Source organism: Olivibacter sp. 47 (genome assembly GCF_030372825.1).
GTDB classification, from domain to species: Bacteria; Bacteroidota; Bacteroidia; order Sphingobacteriales; family Sphingobacteriaceae; genus Olivibacter; species Olivibacter oleidegradans.
In genome coordinates this window covers 1,045,573-1,060,321 of sequence record NZ_JAUCNR010000001.1, presented here as the reverse complement: position 1 = coordinate 1,060,321, position 14,749 = coordinate 1,045,573, and the positions used below count along the sequence as shown (strand labels likewise).

The window sequence follows — 14,749 nt, the reverse complement described above, 5'->3', positions numbered from 1 at the left end:
AGATCGCTCGTTCCGCTGAAAAGGGTTGACCTCACCTTCCTTTCTTTGATTTTTTGCCATATAATTTTACATTATACAAGAGCTAAAAAGAAGCCAACAAATGATTAAGGCTATTCATTATGATGATGGATATGTAATCTTTAGGGTGGCAAGTATCGGTAGAGGCGCAATTGAACTCCTAGAGCAACTGCAAACTGATGATCAAGAAGACCAAATACTTATCAATCAAACTATCACAGAACTTTCGGAAGTCTCAGCTATTGAACAAAGATATTATGATGATGAACAATACAAGAAGTGGATAAGAAAAGAAGCGCGACACGGGAATATTAATATATTCATGGATGCAATCAACTGTGTTGAAGGGGCATTAGATGGGTTTATGAGTAAATTGTAAATATGGATATAGATCATGCGGTAAGCCGCTGAGTTGTCAGATTATTTAAAAACCTTTCTCTTCTTCGTGTTGCCTATTTTTTTACACGTTCAAAATAATTGATTGTACCTATTGCTTTTGGAGTTGATCGTTCAGTTTCATCGAAGCCTTCAATCTTTTTATGATAGTATGTGTCTAGGCATAAACAGTTATTTTTGACGATAATTTGAGTTACTTTCGGATCTTTAGTCTGGTAAAATGTTTTGTTGTGACTGATTCTAAAACCTGAAGAGGTAATAATACCAATTATTTCAGGTATCAGGTGTTTGAAATCTCGCTTAGAGGAAAAGGTTATATCATCTACAAAAGTGGTGAAGGTTAATTCGTGATTTTTGGAGAAATTTTGCAACTTGGTACCAGCTTCTGTAAAAACCAGATTAGCTATATAAGGAGAAGTGTGCGTACCTTGCGGAAGCATGCCTTTGTATGTTGTCAGTTTTGTTAAAAGACGAGCTACGGGCAGGGCAAATTTATATTTTACAAATATATCAAACACCTGTCTATTTGTAATTCCCGGATAATAGCCTCTTAAATCTGTATTAAAAAAATATTTATTGCCTTGATGCCTTTTAGCATTTAAGATATTGTCTCTTTTTTTTACTCCGCCAAAGGCATAATCTGGGAGTCTGATTGTGCTCAATAATTGATGAAGTATGGTTTTTTGAATTTTCTTCAGTTGACCAGTGCTAGGATATATGTCTCGTGTTCGAGGCCTGCCATATTTATCAAAAACTGGATTTCCATGTTTGTCTAACTTGGGTTTTGAATCTAGATAATAATATCTATTCAAGTTAAGTAATATTAAATCAACCTTATTTTGATTCGTCTGTAGTAGCTTCAAAAGTTTAGGTATATCAAGCACTTAAAAACAATTAGATAAAAGTCTCTACCATTCCTTTCAGGGATGGAATTATTATTTTGAAAGCGTCTCTTTTCTCAGGTTCAACATCTTCAACAGTCATTGCATGAAAGAAGAGAATTGGTAAGGGAACATTCAGGCTTTCAGCAATTGACTTTAAAGAACCGATAGTGGGCTCTTTTGAATTGTTTTCGATTTTGGAAAGGTAAGCTTGAGTCATTTGAGATTTCTCAGCAAGCTCATTTTGCTTTAACCCTTTCTTTTTTCTAATCTCTTTTATAGTATTACCAATATCCATAGTATACAGGTTTTTGAAAAATGTAGGAATGTTAGTTGTTAAACGTGTCAAATAGGTCTTTTGCAAAAGAAAATATCTTGTAGATTGTCATTAAAATATCAATCACTTCAATCTCCCGTTTTTCGGTATCTAGGACTGGATTTTTTGTCTCCTCCAATCTTTTGATACAATCTTCTAAAAGAACTTGTTCTTCAACTGAAAACGAACAACGGTTCTTCGAAAGGACATCCTTTATACCTTGTATAAGGTGATCCGCACTTCTATAAGTATTATTTTTCATAATATTACTGAATTTGAATTAAGGCACTATTGCCTGCTCCATTCAATAATGTGATAATTAAATTCATAAACGTTGTTCGTTTGTCCCATTCCTACAATATCCTGTTCCAATCAAGAGAACAGCTATTTGGTATACAATTTTTCTTAAATTACTAATTGGCCTGATTCAGCTCTACTCCGGTCTGATCAGGTTAAGAGCCAAACGACATCATATACTGTCCACTCAATCTTCTCGTCGAGGATTATGTTACAGTAGTCACAGCCGAGCGAAAGTTTTCTGATATCGGTTGGGGTGATCTGCTATGATGATTGGTTTGGTGTTCCCAAATTACCCGTGTGGGCTGTATATTACGATATACTTTAGACGTTTGAACTTAATTACCGTTGCTTATAAAAGCTTTTCAAAGAACTATGATGCAAATATATTAAATATTCCCAATAGAACAAAATTTGTTGCTAAATATTTTTTAAAGGTTATTTTTTGTCGATTTTATTACGCTGGTAGCCGAGCTCTCCAACCTAATTTCTTTAGGTTGTTCTCGAAAAATACATCATAACTATGATAGCTTGACCGTTGTCATCCATCCCAATATAACGAAATTTTGAGCAATTTGAGAATATTTTTCATACTTTAAAGCTATATGTTCTGCTGTTCAATTTTTTACGGAAAGCCGTAAATTGCTTCGCATAATTAAATGACGGTTCGCTTAGGATGGGGAAACTTTAGGTAATATGAAAATAGAAAGAGTTGTCAGCTGGTTTGATAAGCATACGGAGGAATTAAAAGGCGAGTTTGTTTTAGATGAAGTATCGCCTGAATCTCTGAAAGCTATTTTAATCCTCCAGCGGACGATCCTTTGATGTACAACCCTTATACTGTTTTTTGAGGAGGAGGGAAGCCAGCTAACGGAGGTATTGAATTTCCAATTTGACTTTGAAAATATATATATCAAGTAGATTGCTTTCAGGTGAGCTAAAATATTACCATTTCTTTTTATAAGTTTTTTGCTTTAAAGATAGGTTCAATAGGATAAATATCAAAGGGGCTATTTTTGGTTACACGATCTATTAGCATCTTAGAACCGCCGATGTAGGTAAACAGTAGGTCGTAATCGGAAACTATACACCAGCTTTTATTATCCGGATATATTGCCGTTGGGTTGTCAAGTGATTTTTTTCAGAACTTTGAAGATTGAATTGAGTCAGTTGTCCTTGACACTGTTTCTGTCAAAGTGAGAAGGATTATTGGGGTTACTTGACAATCTTCTCCAGAGTAGTTAAAGATTTATCGTGGGTTTTTAATATTTAAAGCAAAATTAATTTGGGATTTGGATACTAAATACTATTTTTAGAATAAAAATTACAGTTCTTATGAGACGTGAGAAACCATAGGAAGGATAACCATTAATTAAACGCTAAAGTTCGATCTTACACCATGAATTTTCGAACTCATCCTTTTTTAGGTGTGATCTTGATTTTGCTTTCATAGTTTAGATGCTACAAAATGTATTAAATATGAGCGCTAAAGAATTGTCTCTACTATTATTTTTTTCATTTGTAGTTGTACTATCCTTGAAAGGAAATACTATAAAAAATTGGGAATCATTAAGAAATGATATGATAGGCATAGATAGCCTTAAAATATTTGGAAAGATAGTTGACGAAGACTCAAAAGAGCCGATTCGATCGGTAACCGTTGAAGTTGTAGATTTTGTTAAAGGTGATATTATAAATAGTGTTTCCTCTGATGAATTAGGGCTTTTCAAGTTATCAGTACCGGCTATTGATTCGCTATTACTTAAGATTTCCCATATTGGTTACGATGGCGCGTTATATTCATTTGAAACTTCCTCTATACCAAAAGATTTATTTACTATAAGACTAACTAAAAAGCACCATAAACTTAATGAGGTTTCAGTTACAGCAAAAACCGCTTTAATTGAAGAAAAGAATGGGAAGTTAATATACAATGCAGACGGGGATTCTAATTCGGATAGTTTTACGGCAAGTGAGCTGCTCAGGAAGGTGCCTTTTGTCACAGTTGATTTTAATGGTGAAGTAAAACTGCGGGGAAGTTCAAGTGTGAAAGTCTTTATAAACGATAAGCCGTCAACCATAATTGCCGGGTCAGTAGCTGAGGCATTGAGGCTAGTTCCAGCAAATATGGTTAAGCGTGTTGAAGTTATTACAAATCCAGGTGCGAGATATGATGCCGAAGGTACGGCCGGGGTTATTAATATTATTACAAAGAAAGATCTCAGTGGTGTAAATGCTTTTGTAAATCTTTCTGGAGGATCAATTGGAAATGCGAACCTATCTGCTGGAGGCAGTATAACTTCTGCTAAATTCTCTACAAGCATTTCCCTGACTTCGACTCTTTACAAGAATAGATTTCAATCAAAGCTAGAGAGAAAGGGCCTTAGCAATCAAATAGGAGATCTTTTCCAGAAAAATGATATTACTGCTATTGGACGTTCCTATGGAATTAATTTACAATCAAGCTATAACTTCTCTTCAAGAAATACTTTATCAGGCGGATTTCAGGTAAACACGGTCAATAATAACAGGTACGAGGATATAGATTTTAATAACCACCCTGGTGAGGAGATGGCTGAATCAAATTTCAGGACCGTAGATAGTAAAGTAAGAAAACCAAGCTATTCGTTAAACCTCGATCATATGGTGAAATTTAAAGGTGATAATCACTCACTCTCGTCCTCGATCATATTTAGTTTGTCGGATGATGACAATTATTATTTACTTTCTCAGGAGCGTATATCAGACGATCGAAGCTTTAATTTTCAAAAACGTAATGAACTGACCGCTCAAATAGATTATTCGAAGCCGTTATCAAAGCAAATAAATACAGAATTGGGCGCTAAGTATATTGGTAGATTTTTTAAAAGTTCTTCTCAGATGGCCATTTTCGATCCTGTGAACGACAATTTTGTGCTGCCTGACAATTTACTTGACAATATGGACTATGACCAAAATATTCTTGCTGTTTACAATAGCTACAATTTGACTTTGGGAAGAGGATACAGTACGTCGATAGGGTTGAGATATGAGAACACTTCGAATTATGGTAAGCTTAATATCACAAACTCATTTGAGAATGATTACGAGAGTTTTTTACCAACAGTTTCACTTCTGAAATCATTCAAGAGTTCCAAACAGTCGTTGCGTCTCAGTTATAATCAGAGGTTATTACGTCCTGGTATTACGTATTTGAATCCTTTCGTAAATAGAAGTGACGTTAATAATATACGATATGGTAATCCGAATTTAAAACCAGAAAAGAGTCACCAAATTGAACTTTCCTATTCAAACTTTGCATATAAAAATCTATTTTTCAATTTGTCTCCATTTTTCAGATCTATTGATAATTCTATACAGGAGAAGCGTTTTCTAGATCAGGACGGTTCAACTAATCTAACATTTGCTAACATTGGGAAAAGTCGGTCTGTTGGGATCAATTTTTACCTTTCGTATCAAAGTTCAAGATTTTTGATTGCTCCTAATTTAAATATTTACTATAACAAACTTTCAAGTGAAGAATACAATAATGACGGAGTTGTTGTTAATACAAGTCTTTTTGCTTCTGCTTCATTCAAGAAGGGTTTTTCAGTAGAACTGTTTTCAAATTACAATACGAGGAACATTCAACTTCAGGGGTATTCAGAAGCTTTGTCATATTCAATGATCGGTGTTAAAAAGAAGATAATAAATAAAAATTCAAGTATTTCTTTGTCGATACTAGAACCTTTTAATAAAAATGTCAAAATAGAAAACGAAGTTTTCGGATATAATTTTCATCAACGTTCGATGATCGTAGCCCGAATTCGGCAGCTACGTTTGAACTTTAGGTATCAATTTGGGAAGGTAAAAACAAGCGACAAGAGAGATGATTCGGATGTAATAGAAGATAAAAGTTCTTTAGGGAACCCGATTCAAATGAACTAGTATATTAATAGAATTCAAGTTAATATGAGTTTGCGATCGAGAAAGTTGTGGTGAAAAAATTGATCAAAAATTAGATGTAAATGCGTAAATTTTTAAAAACATACTTTAAAGCTTATTCGTTTGCTGTTTTATTGTTCCTAATAATATTACTCAGCGAGGTTCAATTCCTTTCTAGAGACTTTATATATTTGATCAAACATTTCTTTTCTTTTATTGTGCCGACTTCAATTTTGTATGCTGTACCGGTTGCATTTTTAATGTGGTACTGTGGTCAATTTGATTTTCAGAAACCAGGCTTTACAAAAATTGTTAAAATTTTCCTTTTTATAATAATAGGAATGGTTGTCACAATCGTCGAAAAGCTTCTTGAATTTTATCTAGGGACTTGGGATTTTGATTTATCATTTACTACATTTTTACGAAAACGTTTTTTTTCAAGTTGGCTTGGTTTGAGCATCTACTCTATGATTTACGGCGCCATTTCGGTTTCTATAAGAAATATGCGTAACAATGTTTTATTACATGAACAATTGCAAAATGTTAGTATAAATGCAATAAAGAAGCAATTAGAACATCACTTCCTCTTCAATAATCTAAATACACTTTATTCACTGATAGACGATAAGAATAAAAAAGCACTGGACTTTTTACACAATATGTCCGAACTCTATCGATACCTTTTGAAGAATGCAAATAATCAGACTGTTTCTTTGATCGAGGAGCTTACAATTGTAGAGAAATTCATAAAGATGGCAGAAGAGAGATTCGGTGCTAATTTATTGGTTTCGATCAATTACTCCCATGAGTTGACTGCGGAGGCACGTGTACCGCCGTTATCAATTTATAACCTTTTAGAAAATGTTATAAAACATAATGTCATTGATGATAACCACCAAATTGTGTGCAGGATTGATGTTAGCAGTCATTTTGTGGTCGTCTCGAATAATATGATAAAAAAGAGGAATTCTCTAATAAATGAGAATAACGGGATCGGATTAGATAGTTTGCGAAAAATCTATATGATGCTCTCTGGAAAAGGAATTCAAATAAATATCAATGATGATTTTTTTACTGTGAAGGTTCCAATACTAAAATCCGAGCAGATTAATAGTAAGAATAAATTTTTAGCATATGAAGGTAGTAGTTATTGAAGATGAGATTGCTGCATATAACAATATTGAGAGGTTAGTAAGAAACTCGAGAGAAGAATCGCTTTTAATAATTGCTTGGATTAAAAGCGTTGAAGAGGCGCAAGAATGGTTGGCCAATAATGACGAGCCTGATTTGTTGTTAATGGATATTCAATTAAGTGATGGGTTAGTATTTGAACTTTTTGAAAGTATTCAACTTAATTGCCCTGTGGTATTTACTACTGCTTTTGACAGCTATGCTTTGAAAGCTTTTGATTATAATGCTTTGTCATATTTGTTAAAACCTATATCACAGATACAATTCGATAATATGGTAGAAAAGGTAAAAAAAAACACATCAATTTATAGAATAAACAGTTCCTTAAACAACTTAATATCTAAACTCGACAGGAAAAACGAGAAAAATATCTTTCGTGAACGCTTTCTTCTAAAGAAAGGTGAAAAATATTTTATTGTGCAAACGTCGAATATTGCCTACATCTGCATAAGTCCATCCGTAATACTTGAAACTTTTGATGGCGAAAGGTTTATTCTTGGCAACACGCTGGACGAACTTATGAACCAGTTAGACCCATCAAAGTTTTTCCGATGTAATAGGCAAACAGTAGTGAATGTAGAAGCGATAACTGCGGTGGTGCCTTATTTTAAAAACAGTCTTCGATTGACATTGAAAACCAAAACTGATTTTGAGATCGTAATTTCCAAAGATAAAGTAAAGGAATTTAAGATTTGGATGGATAAATAACCCTGGTCTGACATGAAAAGTATACCTTACTTATATTACAAGCAAATTGTTTTAAGGACTCCCTCATTTCCTTCTAAATATGTAATTAGAGGAGAACTTGATAAGATTGTTGCTCGGAATGACTTTAAGAATTCTTTGGCTGTTACATCCAGAGAATTTTTCGAACATCTCAAGACCAGTCAAAAAACTGACTCCGATAAAGCCGCTAAAAGCGTCAAAACTTTATACAAATATGTAAATCGGATGTCTTTTAAACCAGCTCCTTTCAGCATACTTTCAGGGATATCAATAGGAGAGTGGGATCGTGAGTCCAAATGCATCTTAAATGGGAAGAAAGAGTATATTGTTAAATTAGATCATGCATACCTGGTTAAAATATTAGATTTACTTGAGGAAGATAATACTGTACAGGCAAAGATCAAATATTATCCTAACAATACAATCTACCAAGCCCATAATCAACTCAGGTATTTAGAGGAAGTTCAGGATGGGGATAGAAGGAAGTACGTTTTAAGCGGAGTTGATACAAGTGTATATCTAAAAAAATACTTACACTAGTCAAAACTGGACGTACTTTGATTTCACTTGTGGATGAATTAACTGATGATAATTTCTCACGTTCAGAAGTATTAGAATTTCTTATTGATTTAAAGAGGGCAGGTCTTCTTGTGAGCGAACTAAAAGTGGGAATTCATGATGTTGAAATAGAAAAGAAAGTTTTAGAAATTTTAAAGAGAAATCCAGTTCTTGTAAATCGACCTTGGTTCGAGCACATCGAGAAGTTATTGAATTTAACTAACAGAGTTAATAGTACAGATCAAGTTGTTGAACTTCAAAAATATGCTGAAGATCTGTTGAGGAATGCTGGAATTACGCTTACCGAAAAAAATATTTTGAAGATAGATACCTTAATTGGAAGAAAAGAATTTACAATTTCTACAAATTTACAGAAACGTTTAACTGAAGCTCTTTCGGTATTAAACAAGATAAGTATTTACAGGCAAAATTACAGCTTGGAGGATTTTAAGTCACGGTTTGTAGAGAGGTTTGAGGACAAGTTCGTCCCAATCTCCCTAGCAATTGACCCTGAATATGGAGTGGGCTATTTCGATGGAAATCAGAGAGACCAAAACGATCCAAGGCTGCTTAAAGGTCTGAACTTTCCGACTGTCAACCAAAATGAATCATTTTCTTGGGATCCTATCCAAAATCTTTTTTATAAAAATATATAGACGCAATAAAAAAGGGACATACTTGTGTCGAAATAACTGATAGTGACATCGACCTTCTTTCAGAAAACTGGTTTGACATTCCTGAGACAATTTATGTTTTGTTCCGTGTACTTGATGCAGATGAAAACAAAATATTAATCGAATCCGTAGGTGGTTCGTCAAGTGCAAATCTTATAGCGAGGTTTGCGAATTCGTCTACAGAAATAGGAAAAATAGTTACTGAACTTAATCAGATTGAAAATGAACTCCTCCCAGAGAAAATATTGTCAGAAATTAACTATTCTCCTCATGACAGAGTCTCCAACATTCTGATAAAGCCTCGAATGAGGGAATATCAAACTTCGATAATGGGTGGCGTGGATAAAGACTTTGATCGAAATATTCCCTTAAGTGATATGTTAGTTGCCGTGAGGAACAATCGGATAATAGTCTATAGTAAATCCTTAAAAAAAGAAGTAGTACCAAGAATAACAAGTGCTCATAATTACCGGTTTGATAAGACACCTATTTATCGTTTTTTAGGTGATATCCAGAATTATAAATACAGAAAATACATTGGCTTTAATTGGGGAGACTTTCTAAATGGAGGGACGTTTCTTCCCAGGGTCCAATATAAAAACGTCATATTGCAAGCCGCCCGGTGGAACTTAAAGCGAAAGGACTTTCTAAGTTTAATACATCATGGGAAAAAAGCTTTAGAGTCATTTTTAAATAGTTTTAATATTCCTCGAAGGATATTACTGCTTGATCGGGGCGACGACGAACTTTTTATTGATTTTGAGAATGATTTAAGTTTTGAAACATTCCTGTCAGAAATAAAAGCGAAGAACGATATATCTTTTACAGAGTATTTATTTAATGAATCCAGTCCATACGTAGAAAGTGTTGATGGTCCACATACAAACCAAGTTTTAACATTTTTGTACAAAGACAAGTCTGTGAAGAATAAATTGGTTATTCCTTATATAAAAGAGGGAATTAAGGGGAGCAAGGTTCGAAAGAAATTTCCAATTGGCACTGAATGGTTGTTTTATAAAATTTATTGTTCTGAATTGTCTGCTGATGAGATATTGAATCGAATTGTTTTTCCTTTAGCTAAAAGACTATTGAAGGATAAAATAATAGATCAATGGTTCTTTATAAGATACGCTGATCCGAATACCCATTTAAGGGTGAGGTTTCATATGCCGAGTGTTGATAATATCGCGCAAATACTGAGTTTGATGAATAGATATATCAATAGTTATCTTCAAAGAGCTATTGTAACGTCAATCCAAATTGATACCTATAATAGAGAGATCCAAAGATATAAACCTTATGCCATCGAACTTGTGGAATACTTTTTTTTTAATGACACGTTGGTATCGGAAAAGATTATATCAAGATTATATAAAAAGAAAAATGAGGATGAACGCTGGTTAATAGCATTGCTTGTAATAGACCAAACGTTCGAAGGGTTCGACTTACCTATAGCGGAAAGGATAAAAGCCTTACAAAAGCTGTTTCATTATTTTTCTATAGAGCATTCCGCAGACAAGCGGCTTCGACATGAATTTTCAGCTTTGTATAGGACCCACAAGCGAATCATTTCATTTGAATTCGAAGAGTTCAGGAACGAACGTGGGCTCTTTCGTGATTTTGGCGCCGTCCTTGGAGAAAAAAGAAAGTTATGTTACGCGATCAAGTCTAAAATAATAAAAAATAATAAGAAAGATCTTGAGGAAATTCAGAACAGCATATTGCATATGTCAATGAACAGGATTTTTAATGTTAAACAGCGAACACAAGAGTTTGTATGTTATTCTCTACTACTTAAGTATTACGTCTCTCTAAACGCCCAACTGATAAAAAATGCTAAATAGATTTCCTTCAATTAGACAACCCAATGAGATGGACTGTGGTCCAGTTTGTTTAAGAATTGTTTTGCTTTATTACAAAGTCTGGAGCAAACTGAATGATATTCGGCAGCTCTGTAATACTACAAGGGAGGGAACGACAATGTTAAATCTAAGAAAGGCGGCTGAGGAAGTTGGTTTTCACGCATATGGAGTGGCGGTTAATTATGACATGTTGTTGGATGAGGTGCATTTACCTGCAATCCTACATTGGATGGATAGGCACTTTGTTGTAGTTTATAAAGTTCGAAGAAACAAGGTGTATATTTCGGATCCTGCAAGGGGTTTGGTAGTTTATAATAAGGAGGAATTCCAGAAAAATTGCATGAGTAGTAACGGTCAATGTTCTGTTTTAATTTTGGAACCGACTCCAAAAATACAAAGTTATCATACCGAAAAAACAAGCTCTCTCACAACTTTGTCCCTCTTCTCAAAGTATGTTAGAGATCATAGGAAGTTACTGATTCAGCTGTTCATCGGTTTGATCGCAGGTCTTTTTTTTCAGATTCTTTTTCCTTTCCTTACTCAAAGTATCATTGATGTTGGTATACAGAATAAGGATATAAACTTCGTTTTGTTGATCTTAACGATCCAATTGTTCTTTTTATTTTCAAGATTCGGAATAGAGGCAATTAGAAAATGGATACTGCTTCATTTGAGCTCTAAGATTAATATTTCAATGCTTTCAGGTTTCTTTATAAAGCTAATGAATTTACCACTATCTTACTATGATAGTAGAAAAACAGGTGATACATTACAACGTGTCAATGACAATTATAGGATACAGAATTTGGTGACTCTTAGCGCTCTCAATACGCTGTTTTCCGTAATATCACTTATAGTTTTGGGTAGTGTTTTATTTTACTATAGCGCGCTTATTTTCTTGGTCTTTTTTTGTTGGGACCGTTTTCTACGGAATATGGATAATGCTCTTTTTGAAAAAAAAGAGAAAATATAGACTACGAACGATTCGGGGTTGCTGCCCAGGATCAAAGTAAAATAATAGAGATATTAAATGGCATGCAGGAGCTGAAGTTGCACAATGCCGAAACAAAGAAACGCTGGGAATGGGAGGAAATCCAAAATGAACTTTATAAAGTTAATCTAAAAGGTCTCCGACTTGAACAGTCATTAAGCCTTGGCTCATCTTTGATTAACGAAGTTAAAAATATATTAATAACTTGTATTGCAGCTTATTTGGTGATTAGTGACAACATCACATTGGGAGGAATGTTGGCTATTGTCTCTTTAATAGGCCAAATGGGAGGGCCTGTGTTGCAATTATTAGCGTTTATCACCGCGTTTCAAGATACAAAAATAAGTCTAAACAGGCTTAATGAAGTTTATGAAATTGAAGATGAAGAATCAGGTCTTGGGACTCCCTTAGAGATCTCTGAAAAGCGAACAGATATTATATTGCATAATGTTAGTTTTAAATATTTTGGGGGAAATGATTATGTTTTAAAGGATGTAAGCTTTAAAATCCCTAATAAGAAAGTTACCGCGATTGTCGGTTCGAGTGGTAGTGGGAAAAGCACATTAATAAAATTACTGTTAAATTTTTATGATGACTACAAGGGCGATATATTAGTAAACGACGTTTCGCTCCGAAAAATCAAGAAAAGATCATGGAGAAACAGAAGCAGTGCGGTGATGCAAGATGGGTTTATTTTTAATGACACTTTGCTTAATAATATTACAATTAGCGGTAGTGGAGAAGTAGATAAAACTCGACTAGCAAAAGCGATAGATGTTTCCAACGTATTAGATTTCATTGGAGTAGGGGAGACCAAATTGTCCACAAAAATTGGAAACGAGAATGTTAGTTTAAGTGCGGGGCAAAAACAGAGGTTATTGATAGCGCGTTCCGTATATAAAGACCCCTCTTTGCTTATATTGGATGAAGCAACAAGTTCTCTAGACTCAACAAACGAAAGGCAGATCTTATCAAATTTAAAGACATTTTTTAAAGATAGAACAGTTTTGATTGTAGCTCATCGCCTAAGCACCGTTAAAAATGCTGATCAAATAGTCGTACTGGAAAAGGGGCGTATTGTTGAAGTAGGTACACATGATGATCTCATTGCACAAAAGAAGTATTATTATAATCTAGTAAGGAATCAACTCAATTTGTAGATATGAATAAAGATTATTCTAACTCAATAAAAGATGATGCTCTATCTGAGAGCGCCCAATCAATTTTAAACGCTCGTCCATCTTATGTTGTAAGATATGGAGGACCGTTGATTCTATTGGTATTAATTGTATGTACAATTTTATTGGCTATAAATACTTACGTCCCGGTTTCCGAAGCAAATATTGAGTCAGTAAAAAGAAAGAGTTTGGCGGATACTTCAGTCGTGGTATTTAAAACCAGCTCTCTGAAAATCTTCCAAGTTGGTGAAAGGGTGAAAATAGTTCCTAAAAAGATTGAAGAAGATCCCTTTTATGGAATTGTTGACTCTGTCCATAGCGATAGATCAATTCAACAATTGTTCATATTGATTAGTTCCTCTAATATCGATTTACATTCTTCTGAATTTGAAGATGGTGACTTTTTAATTACGCAAAAAGGAGAAGTTTTGATGAAACTAATATTAAATCGCAAAATGCATGAAGAGCGTTGATATTGCAGAGGTTTTATTTTATTAAAGAAGAATATGGTCAATTTAAGTCTTTTGGATTTCGGTAATATTTACCCCCCTGAAGTATATGCGCATGATGTCATTAACCATCTTTTGGAAAATATTCAGGTTTTCGAAAGATTAGGGTATAAAAGGTATTGGATGAGTGAGCATCTCGCTGATAATGTTGCTTGGGCCTCTCCAGAACATTTGATTCCATTGCTTGCTGGATATACCGATGAAATTAAAATTGGTGTCGCTGGAGTTTTACTTAAGTATCATATGCCTATTAGAGTTGCGCAGGCATTTACCTTGATCTCTTCTCTTTATCCCGAAAGGATTGATCTGGGATTAGCGAAAGGCGATATCCAAGACATTTATCTTAAGCCATTCGCTAATCTAGACAGGCATCCCAAGGAGGATTATTTTTTTGATCAGGTTGATGAATTAATGGGTTTCATGCGAAACAATCTTGGGGACACTAAATATAAAAATATTCAAATTCAACCTTATGCAACCAAGGGACCCGATTATTGGCTATTAGGATCTTCTCCAAATCTTTTACAGTCAGCTGTGAAATATAAAACGAATTTTTGTTTGTCTTTATTCCATACAGATAGAAGACTTAAAGATATATCCGAAACCATTTCTTCTTTTCGCGAAATGTTCTTTGAAGCCCATGGAAGCTTGCCTATTGTGTCAATAGCTCTGCAGGTCAATTGTTCAAGTTCAGAACAGACAATTAAAAAATTCAAGAACGAAATGAGCTCAAAATCATGGGAAAATGATCATAAAGCAATTTGTGGCAAACCCCCGGAAGTGAGTGAAAGGATTGTTGAAATCGCTCATACCCTGCGGGTAAATGAGGTGGTTTTAATGAACGCATACCACAACCTTGAAGAGAAGTCGGAATCGATTTTATTGATAGCGGAATCATTATTAAAAAAACGTATTTAATCACCGACATTAGAAGAAAAGCCGATACAATGATGAGCGATGCCTGCCTGCCGGTAGGCAGGAATTTTTTTGTTGCCGCCCCTTATAGCGGAAAGCTGACTGCTGATGGCTGAAAGCTGAAATAATTAGCCAATTTGATGATGAGCCATGTGATGCACAAGCCTTACACCCTAAAGCTTATAGCTTACGGCCTTACCAGTAGCTATATTCGTTAGTGCCTACAGGTTAGAGCCTATCGCTTACTGCTTTATAAGTAGCGGTGAAAGTGCTTAATACAACTTTGGATTTCTTTTTGTATGTCTTAACCTTA

The 14,749-nt window shown here is 34.4% G+C and carries 15 protein-coding genes; 12 read left to right on the top strand and 3 right to left on the bottom strand.

Annotated elements, in window-relative coordinates; translation table 11 throughout:
* The first annotated feature begins 100 nt into the window (after window positions 1-100).
* The gene (locus QT327_RS04660; RefSeq protein WP_289552179.1) at window positions 101-397 is read left to right on the top strand and encodes a hypothetical protein; all 297 of its coding nucleotides are present in this window, start codon (window positions 101-103) and stop codon (window positions 395-397) included.
* A 73-nt stretch (window positions 398-470) separates the two neighbouring features.
* On the opposite strand, the gene QT327_RS04655 is transcribed toward QT327_RS04660, so the two are convergent.
* The 3 genes from QT327_RS04655 to QT327_RS04645 are packed head-to-tail and all read right to left on the bottom strand — an operon-like array spanning window position 471 to window position 1,873.
* On the bottom strand, window positions 471-1,277 hold the full coding sequence (locus QT327_RS04655) for a reverse transcriptase family protein (protein WP_289552178.1): 807 nt from the start codon (window positions 1,275-1,277) through the stop codon (window positions 471-473).
* 31 nt (window positions 1,278-1,308) lie between these two features.
* The gene (locus QT327_RS04650; RefSeq protein WP_289552177.1) at window positions 1,309-1,593 is read right to left on the bottom strand and encodes a helix-turn-helix domain-containing protein; all 285 of its coding nucleotides are present in this window, start codon (window positions 1,591-1,593) and stop codon (window positions 1,309-1,311) included.
* A gap of 31 nt (window positions 1,594-1,624) precedes the next feature.
* The gene (locus QT327_RS04645) at window positions 1,625-1,873 is read right to left on the bottom strand and encodes a hypothetical protein (protein WP_289552176.1); all 249 of its coding nucleotides are present in this window, start codon (window positions 1,871-1,873) and stop codon (window positions 1,625-1,627) included.
* A gap of 731 nt (window positions 1,874-2,604) precedes the next feature.
* Here QT327_RS04645 and QT327_RS28490 point away from each other — a divergent pair.
* From QT327_RS28490 to QT327_RS04595, 11 genes are all read left to right on the top strand, one after another.
* Window positions 2,605-2,733 (top strand): DUF7683 domain-containing protein, encoded by a 129-nt coding sequence (locus QT327_RS28490; RefSeq protein ID WP_502910522.1) that lies wholly within the window; start codon window positions 2,605-2,607, stop codon window positions 2,731-2,733.
* 654 nt (window positions 2,734-3,387) lie between these two features.
* Window positions 3,388-5,835: a TonB-dependent receptor domain-containing protein gene (locus tag QT327_RS04640; protein WP_289552174.1), complete on the top strand. Its 2,448-nt coding sequence runs from the start codon at window positions 3,388-3,390 to the stop codon at window positions 5,833-5,835.
* Between the two features lie 80 nt (window positions 5,836-5,915).
* On the top strand, window positions 5,916-6,986 hold the full coding sequence (locus QT327_RS04635; protein ID WP_289552172.1) for a sensor histidine kinase: 1,071 nt from the start codon (window positions 5,916-5,918) through the stop codon (window positions 6,984-6,986).
* Complete coding sequence (locus QT327_RS04630) at window positions 6,967-7,731, top strand: LytR/AlgR family response regulator transcription factor (RefSeq protein ID WP_289552171.1); 765 nt, start codon at window positions 6,967-6,969, stop codon at window positions 7,729-7,731. Before QT327_RS04635 ends, QT327_RS04630 begins: the two co-directional genes overlap by 20 nt.
* A 12-nt stretch (window positions 7,732-7,743) precedes the next feature.
* The gene (locus QT327_RS28485; RefSeq protein WP_289552170.1) at window positions 7,744-8,289 is read left to right on the top strand and encodes a lantibiotic dehydratase; all 546 of its coding nucleotides are present in this window, start codon (window positions 7,744-7,746) and stop codon (window positions 8,287-8,289) included.
* A gap of 17 nt (window positions 8,290-8,306) precedes the next feature.
* Entirely contained in the window at window positions 8,307-8,963 is a 657-nt protein-coding gene (locus tag QT327_RS28480; protein WP_289552168.1) for a lantibiotic dehydratase, read from the top strand.
* The gene (locus QT327_RS04615) at window positions 8,960-10,825 is read left to right on the top strand and encodes a lantibiotic dehydratase (RefSeq protein WP_354004807.1); all 1,866 of its coding nucleotides are present in this window, start codon (window positions 8,960-8,962) and stop codon (window positions 10,823-10,825) included. Before QT327_RS28480 ends, QT327_RS04615 begins: the two co-directional genes overlap by 4 nt.
* Entirely contained in the window at window positions 10,815-11,816 is a 1,002-nt protein-coding gene (locus QT327_RS04610) for a cysteine peptidase family C39 domain-containing protein (RefSeq protein WP_289552167.1), read from the top strand. The genes QT327_RS04615 and QT327_RS04610 overlap by 11 nt, the downstream gene beginning before the upstream one ends.
* On the top strand, window positions 11,813-12,994 hold the full coding sequence (locus QT327_RS04605) for a peptidase domain-containing ABC transporter (RefSeq protein ID WP_354004806.1): 1,182 nt from the start codon (window positions 11,813-11,815) through the stop codon (window positions 12,992-12,994). Before QT327_RS04610 ends, QT327_RS04605 begins: the two co-directional genes overlap by 4 nt.
* A 2-nt stretch (window positions 12,995-12,996) precedes the next feature.
* The gene (locus tag QT327_RS04600; RefSeq protein ID WP_289552165.1) at window positions 12,997-13,485 is read left to right on the top strand and encodes a hypothetical protein; all 489 of its coding nucleotides are present in this window, start codon (window positions 12,997-12,999) and stop codon (window positions 13,483-13,485) included.
* Window positions 13,486-13,518: 33 nt separating this feature from the next.
* Window positions 13,519-14,439: an LLM class flavin-dependent oxidoreductase gene (locus QT327_RS04595; protein ID WP_289552163.1), complete on the top strand. Its 921-nt coding sequence runs from the start codon at window positions 13,519-13,521 to the stop codon at window positions 14,437-14,439.
* Window positions 14,440-14,749 lie beyond the last annotated feature (310 nt).